Origin of the sequence: Streptomyces sp. NPDC060205 (assembly GCF_042728395.1) — a bacterium.
Lineage (GTDB): Bacteria > Actinomycetota > Actinomycetes > Streptomycetales > Streptomycetaceae > Streptomyces.
Map to the genome: position 1 here is coordinate 19,150 of NZ_JBHWZP010000008.1, position 16,643 is coordinate 35,792.

General features: G+C 72.1%; 9 protein-coding genes. 2 read left to right on the top strand and 7 right to left on the bottom strand.

The features are described 5' to 3' along the window. Positions 1-59: 59 nt before the first annotated feature. Both ACFWGJ_RS02545 and ACFWGJ_RS02550 read right to left on the bottom strand, forming a co-directional pair. Positions 60-374 carry a hypothetical protein gene (locus ACFWGJ_RS02545; protein ID WP_387320384.1) on the bottom strand — a complete coding sequence of 105 codons (315 nt, stop codon included), beginning with the start codon at positions 372-374 and terminating at the stop codon, positions 60-62. Between the two features lie 162 nt (positions 375-536). Next, the gene (locus tag ACFWGJ_RS02550; RefSeq protein ID WP_387320385.1) at positions 537-2,768 is read right to left on the bottom strand and encodes an ATP-dependent DNA helicase UvrD2; all 2,232 of its coding nucleotides are present in this window, start codon (positions 2,766-2,768) and stop codon (positions 537-539) included. Between the two features lie 196 nt (positions 2,769-2,964). Here ACFWGJ_RS02550 and ACFWGJ_RS02555 point away from each other — a divergent pair, with 196 nt between their 5' ends. Next, positions 2,965-3,207, top strand: a complete 243-nt coding sequence (locus ACFWGJ_RS02555) for a mycoredoxin (RefSeq protein ID WP_107020145.1) — start codon at positions 2,965-2,967, stop codon at positions 3,205-3,207. A 31-nt stretch (positions 3,208-3,238) separates the two neighbouring features. On the opposite strand, the gene nudC is transcribed toward ACFWGJ_RS02555, so the two are convergent. The 5 genes from nudC to ACFWGJ_RS02580 form a co-directional block, all read right to left on the bottom strand. After that, positions 3,239-4,186 carry an NAD(+) diphosphatase gene (gene nudC, locus ACFWGJ_RS02560; protein ID WP_387320386.1) on the bottom strand — a complete coding sequence of 316 codons (948 nt, stop codon included), beginning with the start codon at positions 4,184-4,186 and terminating at the stop codon, positions 3,239-3,241. Positions 4,187-4,280: 94 nt separating this feature from the next. Beyond that, positions 4,281-5,684, bottom strand: coding sequence for a dipeptidase (locus tag ACFWGJ_RS02565; protein ID WP_387320387.1), 1,404 nt, complete (start codon positions 5,682-5,684; stop codon positions 4,281-4,283). A 10-nt stretch (positions 5,685-5,694) separates the two neighbouring features. Beyond that, the gene (locus tag ACFWGJ_RS02570; protein ID WP_387320388.1) at positions 5,695-9,237 is read right to left on the bottom strand and encodes a UvrD-helicase domain-containing protein; all 3,543 of its coding nucleotides are present in this window, start codon (positions 9,235-9,237) and stop codon (positions 5,695-5,697) included. A gap of 217 nt (positions 9,238-9,454) precedes the next feature. Continuing rightward, complete coding sequence (locus tag ACFWGJ_RS02575; protein ID WP_387320389.1) at positions 9,455-12,880, bottom strand: ATP-dependent helicase; 3,426 nt, start codon at positions 12,878-12,880, stop codon at positions 9,455-9,457. Between the two features lie 266 nt (positions 12,881-13,146). Then, a complete protein-coding gene (locus tag ACFWGJ_RS02580; RefSeq protein ID WP_381832538.1) occupies positions 13,147-13,551 on the bottom strand; it encodes an MGMT family protein in 405 nt (134 codons plus the stop codon). Between the two features lie 185 nt (positions 13,552-13,736). Between ACFWGJ_RS02580 and ACFWGJ_RS02585 the strand changes: the two genes are divergently transcribed. Beyond that, a complete protein-coding gene (locus ACFWGJ_RS02585; RefSeq protein ID WP_387320390.1) occupies positions 13,737-16,583 on the top strand; it encodes a YbhN family protein in 2,847 nt (948 codons plus the stop codon). Positions 16,584-16,643 lie beyond the last annotated feature (60 nt).

The following is a 16,643-nucleotide window of genomic DNA, read 5'->3' on the forward strand; positions in this document are numbered from 1 at the left end:
AGGGCCGCGGATCCCGGGTGGGGTTCCGCGGCCCTGAAGGCGCCGGCCTGATCATCGGATCAGGCTGGATCACTCCAGGGGTCAGGCCCACGGAAGGCCCACATCGTGTGATGCGTCTGCTTGTTGACTCCGGCACCGGCCGCCTCAAAGGCATAGGCCTTCGCCTGTGCCTCTACTGCTTCCAGTGCCTTCATCGGTCGCTCATTGCGCTCGCGGACAGAAAGAGCCGCGAGAGACACGGGGGACGCCGGCCGAATGGCAGCGATGCCGGACAGACCGGTGCCCAGGTTCGAGAAGCCGAGCAGGCAGGTGGAGACGACCGAGCGATCGGTCATTTTGGCGGTGCTGGCGGAGCTGGTGGTGATGCTGATCACTGGAATCGCCTCCTCTCGGCGTCTCTGGGACCGGGCGAGCCGGTCCGTCGGTTGTTAAGTACAGCACGAAACCTGGGCCTTCGAGAAGGCCGCCGTTTCCGTGCTCTAGAACTTATGGGGATTGCTGGGGCATGCGCAAACTATTTTCTCGACGAGTTTGAATCATTCCTCGTCCTCACCGATATCAGGCTCCTGACCTGCGCAGATGGCGAGTACGTCGGTTCCGTAGCGGTTGAGCTTGCGGGCGCGGACGCCCGGGATGCGGGCCAGCTCAACCGGAGTGGACGGCACCGCTTCCGCGATGGCCATCAGCGTCTTGTCCGTGAAGATGCAGAAATCCGGCTGCCCGCTCCCCCGGGCCTGGACCGCACGCCAGTCGCGCAGCCGTTCGTAGAGCCCTTCGTCCATGTCGGAGGGGCAGTCCTCGCAGCGCATCAGCTTCATCTCGCCGGCCTCGCTCAGGGTGCGACCGCAGACGCGGCAGCGGGCGGGGGTGCGGCTGGTCCGCCGGGGTGCGTCGGGGGCGCTGCCCACGGCCCCGCGCTCGATGCCGCCGGGCCCGCCGGGGCCGGCGGCGCCCCTGCGGCCCGCGGTGGCGACGGAGCCGGGTCGCAGGCCGTCGAGGAAGCGGCTGGGCCGCCGGTTGGGACGGCCACCGGGCGAGCGGGACTGCGACCAGGAGACGCTCAGGTGCTGTCTGGCGCGGGTGACACCGACGTAGAGGAGGCGGCGCTCCTCCTCGATCTGGTCGTCGGTCTTGGCGTAGGAGATCGGCATCATGCCCTCGGCGACGCCGACCAGGAAGACGACGTCCCACTCCAGGCCCTTGGCGGAGTGGAGGGAGGCGAGGGTGACGCCCTGGACGGTCGGGGCGTGCTGGGCGCCGGCGCGCTCTTCGAGTTCGGCGACGAGGTCCCCGAGGGTGGCGTCGGCCCTGGCGGCGGCGAAGTCCTGGGCGAGGTTCACGAGGGCGGCGAGGGATTCCCAGCGCTCCCTGACGGCGCCGGAGCCCGCCGGTGGCTGGTGGGTCCAGCCGTCCCCGGACAGCACCGCCCGCACCTGTGAGGGCAGGTCGGGGGCGTCGTCGAGGAGTGAGTCGTTGCCCCCGAAGCGGGCCGCGCCGCGCAGGGCGTGGATCGCCCGCTTGACCTCGGGGCGGTCGAAGAAGCGCTCGGCTCCGCGCAGCTGGTAGGGCACGGCGACATCGGCGAGGGCCTGTTCGTAGATCTCGGACTGCGAGTTCGTACGGAAGAGGATCGCGATCTCGCTCGCGGGTGTCCCGGAGGCCATGAGGTCACGGATGCGGCGGGCGGCGCCCTCGGCCTCGGCGGGCTCGTCGGCGTACTCCGCGTAACCGGGCTCGGGGCCTGCGGGGCGCTGGGAGATCAGCTCAAGGCGGTGGTCCGCGGCGCGGCCGCGGGCCTGGGCGAGCAGGCCGTTGGCGAGGTGGACCACCTGGGGGGTGGAGCGGTAGTCGCGGACGAGTTTGACGACCGTGGCGCCGGGGTGGCGGGTGCGGAAGTCGAGGAGGTGGTCGGGGGTCGCGCCGGTGAAGGAGTAGATGGTCTGGCTGGCGTCGCCGACGACGCAGAGGCTGTCGCGCTCGCCGAGCCACAGCTCCAGCAGGCGCTGCTGGAGGGGGCTGACGTCCTGGTACTCGTCGACGACGAAGTGCTGGTACTGGGCACGGACCGCTTCCGCGATGTGGTGCTGGTCCTGAAGGATGCCGACGGTCAGCAGCAGGACGTCCTCGAAGTCGATGACGCCGCGGCCTCGTTTGATGTCCTCGTAGGCCGCGTAGAGCTGTGCGATCTCGGCGCGGTCGCGGGGGGCCTCGCGTCCGGCCTTCACGGCCGCCGCCGCGTAGTCGGCGGGGATGGTCTGGGTGACCTTGGACCATTCGATCTCGGCGGTGACGTCCCTCAGCTCGCCGCGGTCGAGCCGGATGCGGGAGGCCGCCGCGGCGTCGGCGACGAGCTGGATCTTGCGGTCGACGATGCGGGGCAGACCGCCACCGACCGCTTTCGGCCAGAAGTACTGGAGCTGGCGCAGGGCGGCGGAGTGGAAGGTGCGGGCCTGGACCCCGGAGGCGCCGAGCTGGCGGAGACGGCCGCGCATCTCGCCCGCGGCCCGTGCGGTGAAGGTGACGGCGAGCACGCTGGAGGGCTGGAGGATCCCCGCCCGCACTCCGTAGGCGATGCGATGGGTGATGGCACGGGTCTTGCCCGTACCGGCTCCCGCGAGCACGCAGACCGGACCGTGCAGGGCGGTGGCGACCTCGCGCTGCTCGGGGTCGAGCCCTTCGAGCACCGCGTCGGCCCCACTCGGCGGTGCCGGGTACTGAGAGCCGTGGGTGCCCTGCGGGAAAAGGGTGGAATGCGATGCTGCTGTCACCCCGCCATGCTGCCAGGTCGGCCGGGACGGATGCGCCGGTTGTCCACAGGCAGCCGCTTGCAGTCGTACTAATGCGGCAGGCGCCGCCCGTGCCTGCGTGGCCCCCGCCCTCCCGTGCACGGGAATGGCAGCCCGGCCGCGTACGTTCCCCTGACTGCGAACACGCACCTCCCTGCAGCGAAGGAGCATGAGAGACATGCCGGGCACTGTGACGATGTACAGCACCACGTGGTGCGGCTACTGCCGCCGGCTCAAGAGCCAGATGGACCGCGAGGGCATCACGTACGACGAGATCAACATCGAGCACGACCCGGCGTCCGCGGCGTTCGTGGAGAAGGCGAACGGCGGAAACCAGACAGTTCCCACCGTCCTCTTCCCGGACGGTTCGACGCTGACGAACCCTTCGCTGGCCCAGGTCAAGCAGAAGATCGGCGCCTAGGACCGGCCCCCGGTCCCAGGCGCGGGCTGTCTCAGGCAGCCGCTGAGCGCGTCGGCAGGGGCTTGCCGTACCAGAGCTCGATCAGACGGGCCGCAATCGAGATGCCGTACGGAGGCAGGACCTCCCCGGACTCGAAGGCGGCCCGCAGGTCTTCGCGGGAGAACCAGCGCGCTTCCTCGATCTCCTCGCCGTCGACGTTGATCTCCGCCGAGGTCGCGCGGGCCATGAAGCCCAGCATGAGGCTGGAGGGGAACGGCCAGGGCTGGCTGGCGACGTACTCGACCTCGCCGACGGTGATGCCGGCCTCCTCGAACACCTCGCGGCGGACCGACTGCTCGATGGACTCGCCGGGCTCGACGAAGCCCGCCAGGGTGGAGAAGCGGCCCTCGGGCCAGTGCACCTGACGGCCGAGCAGGATGCGGTCCTCGTTGTCCGTCACCGCCATGATCACGGCCGGGTCGGTACGGGGGTAGTGCTCGGCGCCGCAGGCGGGGCAGCGGCGGATGTGACCGGCCGCGGCGATCACCGTGCGTTCACCGCAGCGCGAGCAGAAGCGGTGCAGGCGCTGCCAGTTCTCCAGGGCGACCGCGTGCACCATGAGGCCCGCGTCGCGGGGTGACAGGAGCAGGCCGGCCTCACGCAGACCCGCGGCGCGCGCGGACTGGTCCATACGGCCGGGCAGGCTGTCCTTCTGCAGGGCGAAGTAGCTCACGCCGTCGTCGTCGGTACCGAGGAAGTAGCGGTGCGCCTCGGTGAGGGGCGCCTCGAAGGACGGGGTCATGACGAGTTCGGTGGTGCCGTCGGGCGTCTCGTCGATGAGGACCTGACCGCCGGAGACCACGAAGGCGCGGGTGGTGGGGTGGCTCCACGCGGCGGCGAGCCAGGCCTCGTCGAGCCGGTGGTGGGCGGCCCGGTCGATGCCGCTCGGGGCGGTGAGCGAGATGGGACGGTCGGCGGTGCGGTCGGTCCAGGTGGTCACGGGTGCTTCCAACTCCCCCGGTGAAACGGTTGGTTCGGCGGGCTGTTCAGCCGGATGTCCGGTTGTACGGCAGGACGTGTGCGGCGGGGCTTCTTCAGTGTGCATCCCGCCAGTTCCGGGCCAGATCGCCCCACAGGTGGGCGGAGGTCTCGACGCCTTTGAGGAGGAGGTCGAGTTCGACCTTCTCGTTCGGCGCGTGCCAGCCGTCGGACGGGACCGAGATGCCGAGGAACAGCACCGGGGCGGCGAGGACGTCCTGGAGGTCCGCGGCGGGCCCCGATCCGCCCTCGCGGGTGAAGCGGATCTCCTTCTCGAAGGCGCGGCCCATGGCGCGTACGACGGACTGCAGGGCGGGGTGGTCGAGCGGCGTCAGGCACGGGCGCGTGGCGGCGCCGAAGGTGATCTCGTGGCGGATTCCGGCGGGCAGCTGCTCGGAGGTCCAGGTGCGCACGGCCTTCTCGATGTGGTCGGGGTCCTGTCCTGCGACGAGCCGGAAGGACAGTTTGACCATCGCCGAGGACGGCACGATCGTCTTGTTGCCGGGGCCCTGGTAGCCACCGCCGATGCCGTTGACCTCGGCGGTCGGGCGGGCCCAGACCCGCTCCAGGGTGGTGTGGCCGCTCTCTCCGTAGGTGGCCGTCGACCGGGCGGTGTGCAGCCACCGCTCCTCGTCGAAGGGCAGTTCCGCGAAGAGTTCACGCTCCCGGTCGGTGAGTTCGGTGATGCCTTCGTAGAACCCGGGGATCGCCACGCGCGCGTGCTCGTCGTGCAGGGCGGCGACGAGTCGGGCGACGGCGGTGGCCGGGTTGGGCACGGCGCCGCCGAAGGAGCCGGAGTGGATGTCCTGGTCGGGCCCGTGGAGCTGGATCTCGCATTCGGCGAGGCCGCGCATCCCGGTGCACACCGTGGGGGTGTCCTCGGACCACATGCCGGTGTCGGAGACGATCACCGCGTCGGCCGTCAGCCGGTCCTTGCGGGCTTCGACGAGGTCGCGGAAGTGCGGGGAGCCGGACTCCTCCTCGCCCTCGATCAGCAGCTTCAGGTGGACCGCGGGGGTCGTGCGGCCCGTGGCGGCGAGGTGGGCCCGGACGCCGAGTGTGTGGAAGAACACCTGCCCCTTGTCGTCGGCGGCCCCGCGCGCGTGGAGTCGGTTCCCCCGGACGACGGGCTCGAAGGGGTCGGTGTCCCAGCCGTCCTCGCGGGCGGCGGGCTGCACGTCGTGGTGGCCGTAGACGAGGACCGTGGGCGCCCGCGGATCGTCCGAGGGCCATTCGGCGAAGACCGCAGGTGCGCCGGGGGTCGACCAGACCTCGCAGGTCGGGAAGCCCGTCTCCCGCAGTTTCGCGGCGAGCCAGTCGGCGCTGCGCCGTACGTCCGCGGCGTGCTCGGGCTGGGCCGAGACGGACGGGATGCGCAGCCACTCGGCGAGGTCGTCGAGGAAGGGTGTGCGGTGCTGCTGGATGTACGCGCGGACGGCGCTGTCCGGAGTCTTGCTCATGGTCACGAGCCTATCCGTCCACGCGCGCGTGCCGGTCCGGCGGTTCGCCGGGAACCCCTTCGGGTGGTTCTTCCAGGAGGAGACGTTCCAGCGCGGCCCGGTCCGGCAGGGTCACGGGGCGTACGACCTCGCCGCTGCGCACGTACAGGAAGGCGGCCCGTACGGATTCCAGGGGGATGCCGTGCTGCTCGGCCCAGGCGAGCCGGTAGAGGGCGAGCTGGAGGGGGTCGGCGGTGCGGGTGCGGCTGGTCTTCCAGTCGACGATCTCGTACGTCGTCGTCGCCCGGCCGTCCCCGTGCTCGTCGGCCCCTTCCTCGGGGACCCCTTCCTGATGGACCTCTTCCTTGTAGACCGCGTCGATCCGGCCCCGTACGACGCGGCCGGCGATGGCGAGCTGGAAGGGGGCCTCGACCCGGTAGGGCGTGCGGTGGGCGTAAGGGGTGCGTTCGAAGGCGTCCTTGAGGGCTTCCAGGTCGCGTTCGTCGGCGATCTCGGCCTCGCTGCCGGGCAGGTCGTCCGGCTCCAGCAACGGGAGGCGCAGCTCTTCGAAGCGGGCTTCGACCCAGGCGTGGAAGCGGGTGCCCCGGCGGGCGGCGGGCTGGGGCGGGCGCGGCATGGGGCGCGCCAGTTCCTGGGCGAACCCTTCCGGGTCCGCGGCCAGACGCAGCAGCTGCGACGCGGTCAGGGAGGCCGGCAGGGGGACGTCCGTGACGCTCTCACGGGCGCGCAGGAGTTCCCCGGTGAGGGCGTCCAGGTCGCGGTCCCAGGAGGCGATGGTGCGGGCTTCCTCGGGGGTGAGGCGCGTGGCTTCGGGAGGGTGCGGGCGGGCGTCCGGGGCGGGGCTGGGGTGCGGGACCGTCGGGGGGTGCGGGACCGGGCGCTCGGAGGTGGCCGGCCGGTCCGGCGTCCACGAGTCCCATTCGTCCGGGGTCGCGTCCGTGAAATCGGCCTCCTCGTAAGGAGGCTCGTCCTCCTCCGGCGGCGGCCAGTCCGGGTCGTCGTACGGGCCCAGCTCGTCGGGGGCCGCGGGGTGGGCCGTCTCGTGGGAGTGGCCGGACTCCAGGTGGGCCAGCACCGTCCGGGCGGCCTCGCGGCGGCGGGCCATCGCCAGGTCGTCGAGCGGGAGCGGCCAGGCGTGATCGCCACCGGCCGCCAGCAGCGCGGGGTTCTCCTCGTCCTCCTCGGGTTCGTCCTCCCAGGCCTCGATCTCGCCGTGCCCGGCCGCGCAGTGCTCGTACAGGGCGTGCAGGAAGTCGGAGGGGCCGCGGGGCTTCTTCTGGGAGGGGCCCCACCAGTGGCCGGAGCCGAGCAGCAGGGAGCGGGGGCGGGTGAAGGTGACGTAGCCGAGGCGGAGTTCCTCGGTGTGCTGGTGCTCCTTCATGGCCTCGTGGAAGGCCTTCATGCTGCGGGAGTCCCAGGCGTCGATGTCGGGCAGGGTGTCGGCGTCGCCGCGCAGTTCGTGCGGCAGGACCTTGCCCTGGGCGGTCCATTTCTCGCGGCCCTGACTGCTGGGGAACGTGCCGGTGACGAGCCCCGGGACCACGACGACGTCCCATTCGAGGCCCTTGGACTTGTGCGCGGTGAGCACCTTGACGGTGTTCTCGCCGCCCGGCAGGGCGTTGTCGAGGCCCTTCTCGTACTGGGCCGCGGTGCGCAGGAAGCCCAGGAAGGCGAGCAGGCTGGCCTCGCCCTCGTTCGCGGCGAAGGAGGCGGCGACGTCCAGGAAGTTGGACAGGGTCTCGCGACGGCGGGCGGCCAGCGCGTGCGGGGACGCGGAGAGCTCCACCTCAAGGCCGGTGGTGGCAAGGACGCGGTGCAGGACGTCCATGAGCGGGTCGGCGAGCGAGCGGCGCAGATCGCGCAGTTCGGTGGCGAGCCGCGCGAACCGTACGCGGGCGTCTGCCGAGAACGGCAGCCCGTCGTCGTCCCCGTCGTCGCCGAGGGGCGTCTCCAGGAAGGTGTCGAGGGCGTCCGCGAGGGAGATCACCTCGGCCGGGTCGACGCCTTCGACGGCTGCGGCGAGCCGCAGGTCGGGGTCGTCGTCGGCGCCCACGCGCGCGTGGGACACGAGCAGCCGGGCCCGGCGGCCCAGGAGGGCGAGGTCGCGGGGGCCGATGCGCCAGCGCGGTCCGGTGAGCAGGCGGACCAGTGAGGCGTTGGCCCCGGGGTCCTGGAGGACCTCGCAGACGGCGACCAGGTCGGCGACCTCGGGCAGGTGCAGCAGCCCGGAGAGCCCGACGACCTCCACCGGGATGTCGCGGGCCACGAGCGCGCCCTGGATCTGGGCGAAGTCGGTCGCGGTACGGCACAGGACGGCGATCTCACCGGGGGCCTTGCCGGTGCGTACGAGATGGGCGACGGAGTCGGCGAGCCAGTCCATCTCCTCGGCGTGGGTCCGCAGCAGGGCGCAGCGCACCATGCCGTCGCGCTCGGCGCCGGGGGCGGGGCGCAGGGCCTCCACGCCCGCGTGCATGGCGCGCAGGGGCTCCGCGAGCCCGTTGGCGAGGTCGAGGAGACGGCCGCCGCTGCGGCGGTTCTCGCTGAGCGACTGGCGGGTCGCCGGCCGGCCGTCGGCGTGCGCGAAGTGCTCGGGGAAGTCGTCGAGGTTGGCCACGGAGGCGCCGCGCCAGCCGTAGATGGCCTGGCAGGGGTCGCCGACGGCGGTGACCGGGTGGCCCGTGCCGCCGCCGAACAGGCCGGCCAGGAGGATGCGCTGGGCCACGGACGTGTCCTGGTACTCGTCCAGGAGGACCACCCGGAACTCGTCCCGCAGGATGCCGCCGACCTCGGAGCGGGTGCGTGCGAGGGTCGCCGAGAGGGCGATCTGGTCGCCGAAGTCGAGGAGGTCGCGCTCGCGCTTGGCCTTCCGGTAGCGGCTCACCAGCTCGGTCAGTTCACGCCGGGCGGCGGCCGTTTCCGGGACCTTGCGCAGGTCGGCGTTGCTGAGCTTGGCGCCTTGGAGGTCGTGCAGCAGCCGGGCGTCGTACGCGCGCAGTTCCTCCGGCTGTACGAGGTGTTCGGCCAGCTCGGAGTCGAGGGTGAGGAGGTCGCCGACCAGGTCGGGGAAGGAGCGGGTGAGCGCGGGGTAGGGGCCCGGTGCCTCGCGCAGGACCCGGGCGGCGAGCTGGTAGCGGGTGGCGTCGGCGAGGAGGCGCGCGGTGGGTTCGAGTCCGATGCGCAGCCCGTGGTCGGTCAGGAGCCGGCCGGCGAAGGCGTGGTAGGTGGAGATCACCGGTTCGCCCGGCGGGTTGTCCGGGTCGATCACGTCCGGGTCGGTGACGCCGGCCTTGATCAGTGCCTTCCGTACGCGCTCGGCGAGTTCGCCCGCCGCCTTGTTGGTGAACGTCAGACCCAGGACCTGCTCGGGGGCCACCTGTCCGGTGCCGACCAGCCACACCACGCGCGCGGCCATCACCGTGGTCTTGCCGGAGCCGGCTCCGGCCACGATCACCTGCGGGGCGGGCGGGGCGACGATGCAGGCCGTCTGCTCCGGGGTGAACGGGATACCGAGGAGCTCCTTGAGCTGCTCGGGATCGGAGATACGGGCTGGCACGTCGGAAAGGCTAGTCGCGCCCACTGACAGTCGGTGCCGATTCGGCGGCAGGGTCGAAGGATGCGCAGGTCAGCACACGTGGTGCTGTATGTCACTTCGCGTCGCTTCATACCCGGCAGACATCTTTTGGCCCGCATCGCCGCACACGCGGTGGACGTGCGACGGACACCTGGCGGGCGGCTGCCCGGGCCGGTGCCCGGCTGTTCGTCGTGCCCGGTCATTCGACGACGTGGCGTCCCTCCGGGCGGGCACTGCACGAGGCCCGGAACGCGCAGTGTGTGCAGTGCTGGCCGGTCGTCGGCGTGAACCGTTCGTCGAGGACCTTGCCCGCGGCGGTGGCGAGGAGGTCGCCGACCCACTCGCCCTCCAGCGGCTCCTGGGCCTGCACCTTGGGCAGGGTCTCGCCGCCGTCCTTCTTGGGGGCGCCCTGGCGCAGCTGGACGAGTTCGGCGCCGCCGGGCTCGGGGCGTTCGCCGTCGAAGGCCTCGTCCACGGCGCCCTCGTTGACCGCGAGCTGGTAGACGGCGAGCTGCGGGTGACGGGCCACGTCGGCGGCGCTCGGTGCCTGCTTGCCGGTCTTGAAGTCGACCACGTAGGCGCGGCCCTCGGCGTCCCGCTCGACACGGTCCATGGAGCCGCGGATGCGGACTTCGTAGGAGCCCGCTTCGAGGGTGACGTCGAAGTCGTGCTCGCTGGCCACCGGCGTGCGTTCGGCGCGGTCCATGACATGCCACTTCAGGAAGCGTTCGAGCGCCACGCGCGCGTGCTCCTTCTCCTGCGCCGACTTCCAGGGCGCGTCGAAGGCGAGCGCCTCCCACACGGAGTCCAGGCGCTCCATGAGGACGGCGAGGTCGGCGGGCGTACGGCCGGAGGCGACCTCGTCCGCCAGGACGTGCACCACGTTGCCGAAGCCCTGGGCGGCGGTCGCGGGGGCGTCCGCCTTCACCTCACGGCCCAGGAACCACTGCAGGGCGCAGGTGTTGGCGAGCTGGTCGAGGGCACTGCCGGAGAGCACGACGGGATGGTCGCGGTCGCGCAGCGGCACCTTGCTCTCGGTGGGCTCGTACATGCCCCACCAGCGGTAGGGGTGCGCGGACGGCACCAGAGGGCGGCCGTCCTCGTCGCCGAGCGCGGCGAGTCTGCCCAGGCGGCGGGCCGCCGCCTCCCTGAGGGTGGCCGAGACGCGGGGGTCGACCGTGGTGGACCGCAGTTCCGCGACGAGCGCGGCGACGGACAGGGGGCGGCGGGGGCGGCCCGTTATGTCCTTGGGCTCCGTGCCGAGTTCGGTGAGGAAGCGGGACGGCTGGTCGCCGTCGTCCGCGGGGGCCTTCACGGCGGTGACGACGAGCCGTTCACGCGCGCGTGTGGCGGCCACGTAGAACAGGCGGCGCTCCTCGGAGAGGAGCGCTCCGGGGGTGAGCGGCTCCGCGAGACCGTCCCGTCCGATGCGGTCGGCCTCCAGGAGGGAGCCGCGACGGCGCAGGTCGGGCCACAGGCCCTCCTGGACGCCCGCGACGACGACCAGGCGCCACTCCAGCCCCTTGGAGCGGTGTGCGGTCATCAGGCGTACGGCGTCGGGGCGCACGGCCCTTCGGGTGAGTGTGTCGGCGGCGATGTCCTGGGCGTCGACCTCCTCCAGGAAGTTGAGGGCGCCACGGCCTCCGGTGCGTTCCTCGGCGCGGGCGGCGGTCGCGAACAGCGCGCACACGGCGTCGAGGTCGCGGTCCGCGTTGCGGCCGGCCGCGCCGCCGCGCCGCGCGGCCCGCTCCAGACGCTGGGGCCAGGGTGTGCCGTCCCACAGCTCCCACAGCGCCTCCTCGGCCGTGCCGCCCCCTGCCAGGCGCTCCCGCGCCTTGCGCAGGAGGGCGCCCAGGCGCTGCGCCCCGCGCGCGTACGAGGGGTCGTGGGCGACCAGCCGCTCCGGCTCGGCCAGGGCCCGCGCCAGCAACTCGTCGGAGGGCGGCGGCACGTGGTTGCCCGCGGCGCGCTCCTCCTCGCGCAGGGCACGGCCCAGGCGGCGCAGGTCCGCCGCGTCCATACCGGCCAGCGGGGACGCGAGGAGGGTGAGCGCGGTCTCGACGTCGAGCCACGGCTTCTCCGGGACGGCCTGCTCTTCCTGGACCGACGGATCCTCCTGAAGGGGGTCCTCCTGGACGGACGGGTCCTCCTGAAGGGGCGGCTCCTCCTGGACGGACCCCTCCTGCGAGGCGGGCCCCTCCGGAGGCGTGCCGCCCGAGGCGGGCTCCCCCAGTTCCGCCACGGCAACCGCCTTGAGGGCCGTCAGCAAGGGCGTCACCGCCGGTTCGTGGCGCAGCGGCAGGTCGTCGCCGTCGATGTCGAGGGGGACGCCGGCCGCGGTGAGCGTGCGGCGGATCGTCGGGATGGTGCGGGAACCGGCTCGTACCAGGACGGCCATGTCCTTCCACGGAACGCCGTCCTCCAGGTGGGCGCGGCGCAGGATGTCCGCGATGTTGTCCAGTTCCGTGCCCGGCGTCGGGTACGTGTAGACCTCCACCCGGCCGCCGTCCCGTACGGGGGCCAGGTCCCTGTGGGCGCGTACCTTCTCCGCCGGGAGGCGGGTCAGGGGCATGCGCTGGGTCAGCAGGCGGGTGGCGGCCAGCAGGCCCGCGCCCGACCTGCGGGACGTTCGCAGGACCTCGACCGGCGCCGGGGTGCCGTCCACGCGCGGGAAGACGTCGGGGAAGTCCAGGATGCCGTTCACGTCGGCGCCCCGGAACGCGTAGATCGACTGGTCGGGGTCGCCGAAGGCCACCAGGGTGCGGCCGCCGCCCGCGAGCGCGTCCAGGAGTCGCAGCTGTGCCGGATCGGTGTCCTGGTACTCGTCGACGAAGACGGCGTCGTACCGCTGGGCGAGCCGTTCGGCCACGTCGGGGCGCCGGGCGAGCAGCACCGCGCGGTGCACCAGTTCCGCGTAGTCGAGCACTCCCTGCATGTCGAGCACGTCCAGGTACTCGGCGAGGAAGGCCGAGGCGGCCTGCCAGTCGGGGCGGCCGATGCGCCTGGCGAAGGTCTGCAGGGCGTCGGGGCCGAGGCCCAGCTCACGGCTGCGGGCGAGGACCGCGCGGACCTCGTCGGCGAAGCCGCGTGTCGTCAGGCACGCGCGCAGTTCGTCCGGCCAGCGCACATGGGCGAGGCCGAGCCGCTCCAGGCCGGGCTGGCCCGCGAGCAGTTCCCGTACCGCCACGTCCTGTTCGGGGCCGGAGAGCAGCCGCAGCGGCTCCACGAACAGGTCGGTGTCCTGGTGGGCCCGGACCAGGGCGTAGCAGAAGGAGTGGAAGGTCGTCGCCTGCGGTGCGCGGGCCGCTCCTATGCGCAGCGCCATGCGGTCGCGCAGTTCGACGGCGGCCTTGCGGCTGAACGTCAGCACCAGGATGCGCTCGGGGTCCGTGCCACGGGCGATCCGGGCCGCCACGGACTCGACGAGCGTGGTCGTCTTGCCGGTACCCGGACCTGCGAGAACGAGCAGCGGGCCGCCCGCGTGGTCAACCGCGGCGCGCTGGGCTGCGTCCAGCAGAGGGGGAGCCACCCGTACCGGCGGGGTACGCACCAGCCGGTAAGCGCCACGGGTCCCCTGTCGACCCTGGGGGTACGACAGGCGCCTGGTGGAGGAAGAGGAGCTCACGTGGTTCGCCGGTCCTGGTGGGTGTGCTGGGGATTGTCACTGTCGGCGCGGGACGCCGTCGGTGAGGGATCGTGCGCGGGCGACGGGTGGGAGATCGGTGGCGCGGGGCGGGCGGTGGCCGCGGGATGAACGGGACGCGTGCCGTCGACGCTACGCCGGTGGATGCCGTGGAAGCGGTGCTTCCTCGTGTTCCCTCCCGGCACCGGTGTCTCCCGCATCACGAACGTACGGCATGTCCCGGGCGTGCCCGCGTTCCCCCGTACGGGTCACCCGTCCCCCTCCTGACGGTTCGATGCCGGAAGCTGTCGGGTGTGGCCCTCCGCGCGATCACCGCCGTCCCATCTGGCCTGTTTCATGTCGATGCGCGGAAGGTGGCCTTCGGAGGCCCGGCTCGCGCCCTTCAGGGGCGTGCCTTCGGCCCGGTAGTTCTCCAGTGCCTCCAGTTCGTGGCCGGGAAGCAACGTCCCGTCCGCGCGGACGACCCGCCACCACGGGACGGCTCCTCCGTAGAGGGCCATCACGCGGCCGACCTGTCGCGGACCGCCCTCCTCCAGCCATTCCGCGACATCTCCGTACGTCATGACGCGCCCGGGCGGAATCTGCTCGGCGGCGTCGAGGACCCGCTCCGCGTACTCCGGCAAGGCGTCCGCCGGGAGGCTCTGCTCGCTCATCCGGTCCATCCTGCACCACCCCTCCGACAACGTGACGTGGCGGCGACCGTGTGTATCCCTCGCCCCGGAACAGCGCTTCGGGCAGACTGTGCGCCCCCGCATTGCACCCTGATGCCCCCCTGTGTCAGCGGGACATGCCACCATCGTGCGGGCGGTTACTGGTGATACGAGACCAAGAAGAGACGATGAAACAGCAGGGTGTGCACCCCGAAGACGCGGAGGGCACCTCTGAGGTTTCGTCGCGCCCGGATTCCGGCGACGATACGGACGAGAGCGTTCCGGAGAAGACAGAGGCGCCCGTGACACCGGTGACGGACGCCACGCCCGAGTCAGGCGTGACGTCCGGGAGTCCGGACACGTCCCAGAAGAAGGACATGCGCAAGGAGAGCGGAGCCGCGGACACGGACGGCGTGGCCTGCGACGAAGCCCCGGCCGAAGCGGTCGAGGGCGACGAACCGCTGCTCCCCGCGCGCGTGCACCGGCCCTCCGACCTGATGCGCCTGCTGGTGGGCGTTCTCGCGATCGTCGTGCTGCTGTCGATCGCCGCCTTCGCGCACGGCACGACGTCGGGGCTGGCTCAGGACATCAACAAGGGCACCGACGAGGCGCCCGACCTGTTGATCAAGATCGCCGGGCTCGCGTCGAGCATCGCGATCCTCCTGGTGCCGGTCGCCTTCGCCATCGAGCGGCTGATCAAGCGGGACGGACTGCGGATCGCCGACGGTGTGCTGGCAGCGGTCCTCGCCCACGGTGTGACGCTCGCCACTGACCTGTGGGTCGCCAAAGGCGCTCCGGACTCGATCCAGAAAGCCCTCACCCAGCCCTCCCCCGGAGACATCCACGCCCTGACCGACCCGGTGCACGGTTACCTCGCGCCGGTCATCGCCTACATGACGGCCGTCGGCATGTCGCGACGGCCGCGCTGGCGTGCGGTCCTGTGGGTCGTGCTGATGCTCGACGCCTTCTCCATGCTGGTCACCGGCTACACGACCCCCTTCTCGATCATCCTCACGGTGCTGATCGGCTGGAGCGTGGCCTACGGGACGCTGTACGCGGTCGGCTCACCGAACGTCCGGCCCACGGGCCGGACCCTGATGGCCGGCCTGCGGCACGTCGGCTTCCACCCGGTGAGCGCGGCGCGCGACGAGACCCCGGAGGCCGCGGACGGCGACCGGGGCCGCCGGTACTTCGTGACGCTCCAGGACGGCGCCCCACTGGACGTGACGGTGGTGGACCGGGAACAGCAGGCGCAGGGCTTCTTCTACCGCGTGTGGCGTCGGCTGACCCTGCGGGGCATCACCACGCGCCGCAGTCTCCAGTCACTGCGCCAGGCCCTGGAACAGGAGGCGCTCCTCGCGTACGCGGCCATCGCCGCGGGGGCCAACGCGCCGAAGCTGATCGCGACCTCCGAGCTGGGTCCGGACGCCGTGATGCTGGTCTACGAGCACATCGGCGGGCGCACCCTCGACGCGCTGACGGACGAGGAGATCACCGACGACCTGCTGCGCGAGACCTGGCACCAGGTGCAGGCGCTGCAGTCGCGGCGCATCGCGCACCGCAGGCTGGCCGGTGACGCCATTCTGGTGGATCGTTCCGGCACGGTGATCCTCACGGACCTGCGCAACGGCGAGATCGCGGCCGGCGAGCTGATGCTGCGCATGGACGTCGCCCAGTTGGTGACCACGCTCGGCCTGCGCGTCGGCGCGGAGCGCGCGGTGGCTTCCGCCGTCGGCGTCCTCGGCCCGGACGCGGTCGCCGACTGCCTGCCCATGCTGCAGCCCATCGCACTCACCCGCTCCCACCGGGCCACCCTGCGCAAACTGGCCCGGGAACGCGCGGAACGCGAGCGCGAGGCGGTCCTGGAGGCCTCCCGACAGGCCAAACTGGCCCGCGCCGAGGAGCACGAGGCCACGCCGGAGGAGACCAGGCCCGTCCTGGAGAAGCCCGACAAGAAAACCGTACGGGCCGAGCAGCGGGCCGAGAAGCGGGCGATCGACGAGGCGCTGGACGAGGCCCGTGAGGAGGACCTGCTCACCCAGATCCGGCACCAGGTGCTGCTGATCAGGCCGCAGGCACCGGTCGAGCCGGCCCGTCTGGAGCGCATCCGTCCGCGCACGCTGATCAGTTTCATCGCGGGCGCGTTCGGCGCGTACTTCCTGCTGACGCAGCTCACGCACATCGAGTTCGGCACGCTCTTCGAAAGCGCCCAGTGGGGCTGGGTCGCCGCGGCGGCGCTCTTCTCGATGCTGAGCTACTTCGCCGCGGCCATGAGCCTGCTGGGCTTCGTGCCCGAGCGGGTGCCGTTCATGCGGGCCGTGGCGGCGCAGGTCGCCGGGTCCTTCGTGAAGATCGTGGCGCCCGCGGCGGTGGGTGGTGTCGCGCTCAACACGCGGTTCCTGCAGCGGGCGGGGGTACGGCCGGGGCTCGCGGTGGCGAGCGTCGGCGCGTCGCAGCTGTTCGGGCTCGGCTGCCACATCCTGATGCTGCTGTCGTTCGGCTATCTGACCGGTACCGAGAAGACGCCCTCCTTGTCGCCGTCCCGGACGGTCATCGCGGGTCTGCTGACCGTCGCGGTCCTCGTCCTCGTCGTGACCTCGGTGCCGTTCCTGAGGAAATTCGTCGTCACGCGCGTGCGGTCACTTTTCGCGGGTGTCATCCCGCGCATGCTGGACGTGCTCCAGCGCCCGCAGAAGCTGATCACCGGCATCGGCGGCATGCTGCTGCTCACCGCCTGCTTCGTGATGTGTCTCGACGCGTCGATCCGGGCGTTCGGCAGCGAGGACATGCCCGCGATCAGCATCGCCAGCGTGGCCGTCGTCTTCCTCGCCGGAAACGCGCTCGGCTCCGCGGCGCCCACCCCGGGCGGCGTGGGCGCGGTCGAGGCCACCTTGACGGTCGGTCTGATCGCCGTCGGGCTCCCCAAGGAGGTCGCGGCGCCCGCCGTGCTCCTGTACCGCCTTCTCACGCTGTGGCTGCCCGTGCTGCCGGGCTGGCTGTTCTTCAACCACCTGACGCGCAAGGGCGCGCTCTAGGCTCTGTCGTCACAGCAGGCCACAGGGGCGGGCGCGAAATTCTCACCCGCACGGCCCGCG

What these genes read in the sequence shown, in the direction of transcription:
- ACFWGJ_RS02555 (WP_107020145.1), top strand. Translation starts at nt 2,965, where the DNA reads ATGCCGGGCACTGTGACGATGTACAGCACCACGTGGTGCGGCTACTGC.
- ACFWGJ_RS02565 (WP_387320387.1), bottom strand. Translation starts at nt 5,684, where the DNA reads ATGAGCAAGACTCCGGACAGCGCCGTCCGCGCGTACATCCAGCAGCAC.
- ACFWGJ_RS02580 (WP_381832538.1), bottom strand. Translation starts at nt 13,551, where the DNA reads ATGAGCGAGCAGAGCCTCCCGGCGGACGCCTTGCCGGAGTACGCGGAG.
- ACFWGJ_RS02585 (WP_387320390.1), top strand. Translation starts at nt 13,737, where the DNA reads ATGAAACAGCAGGGTGTGCACCCCGAAGACGCGGAGGGCACCTCTGAG.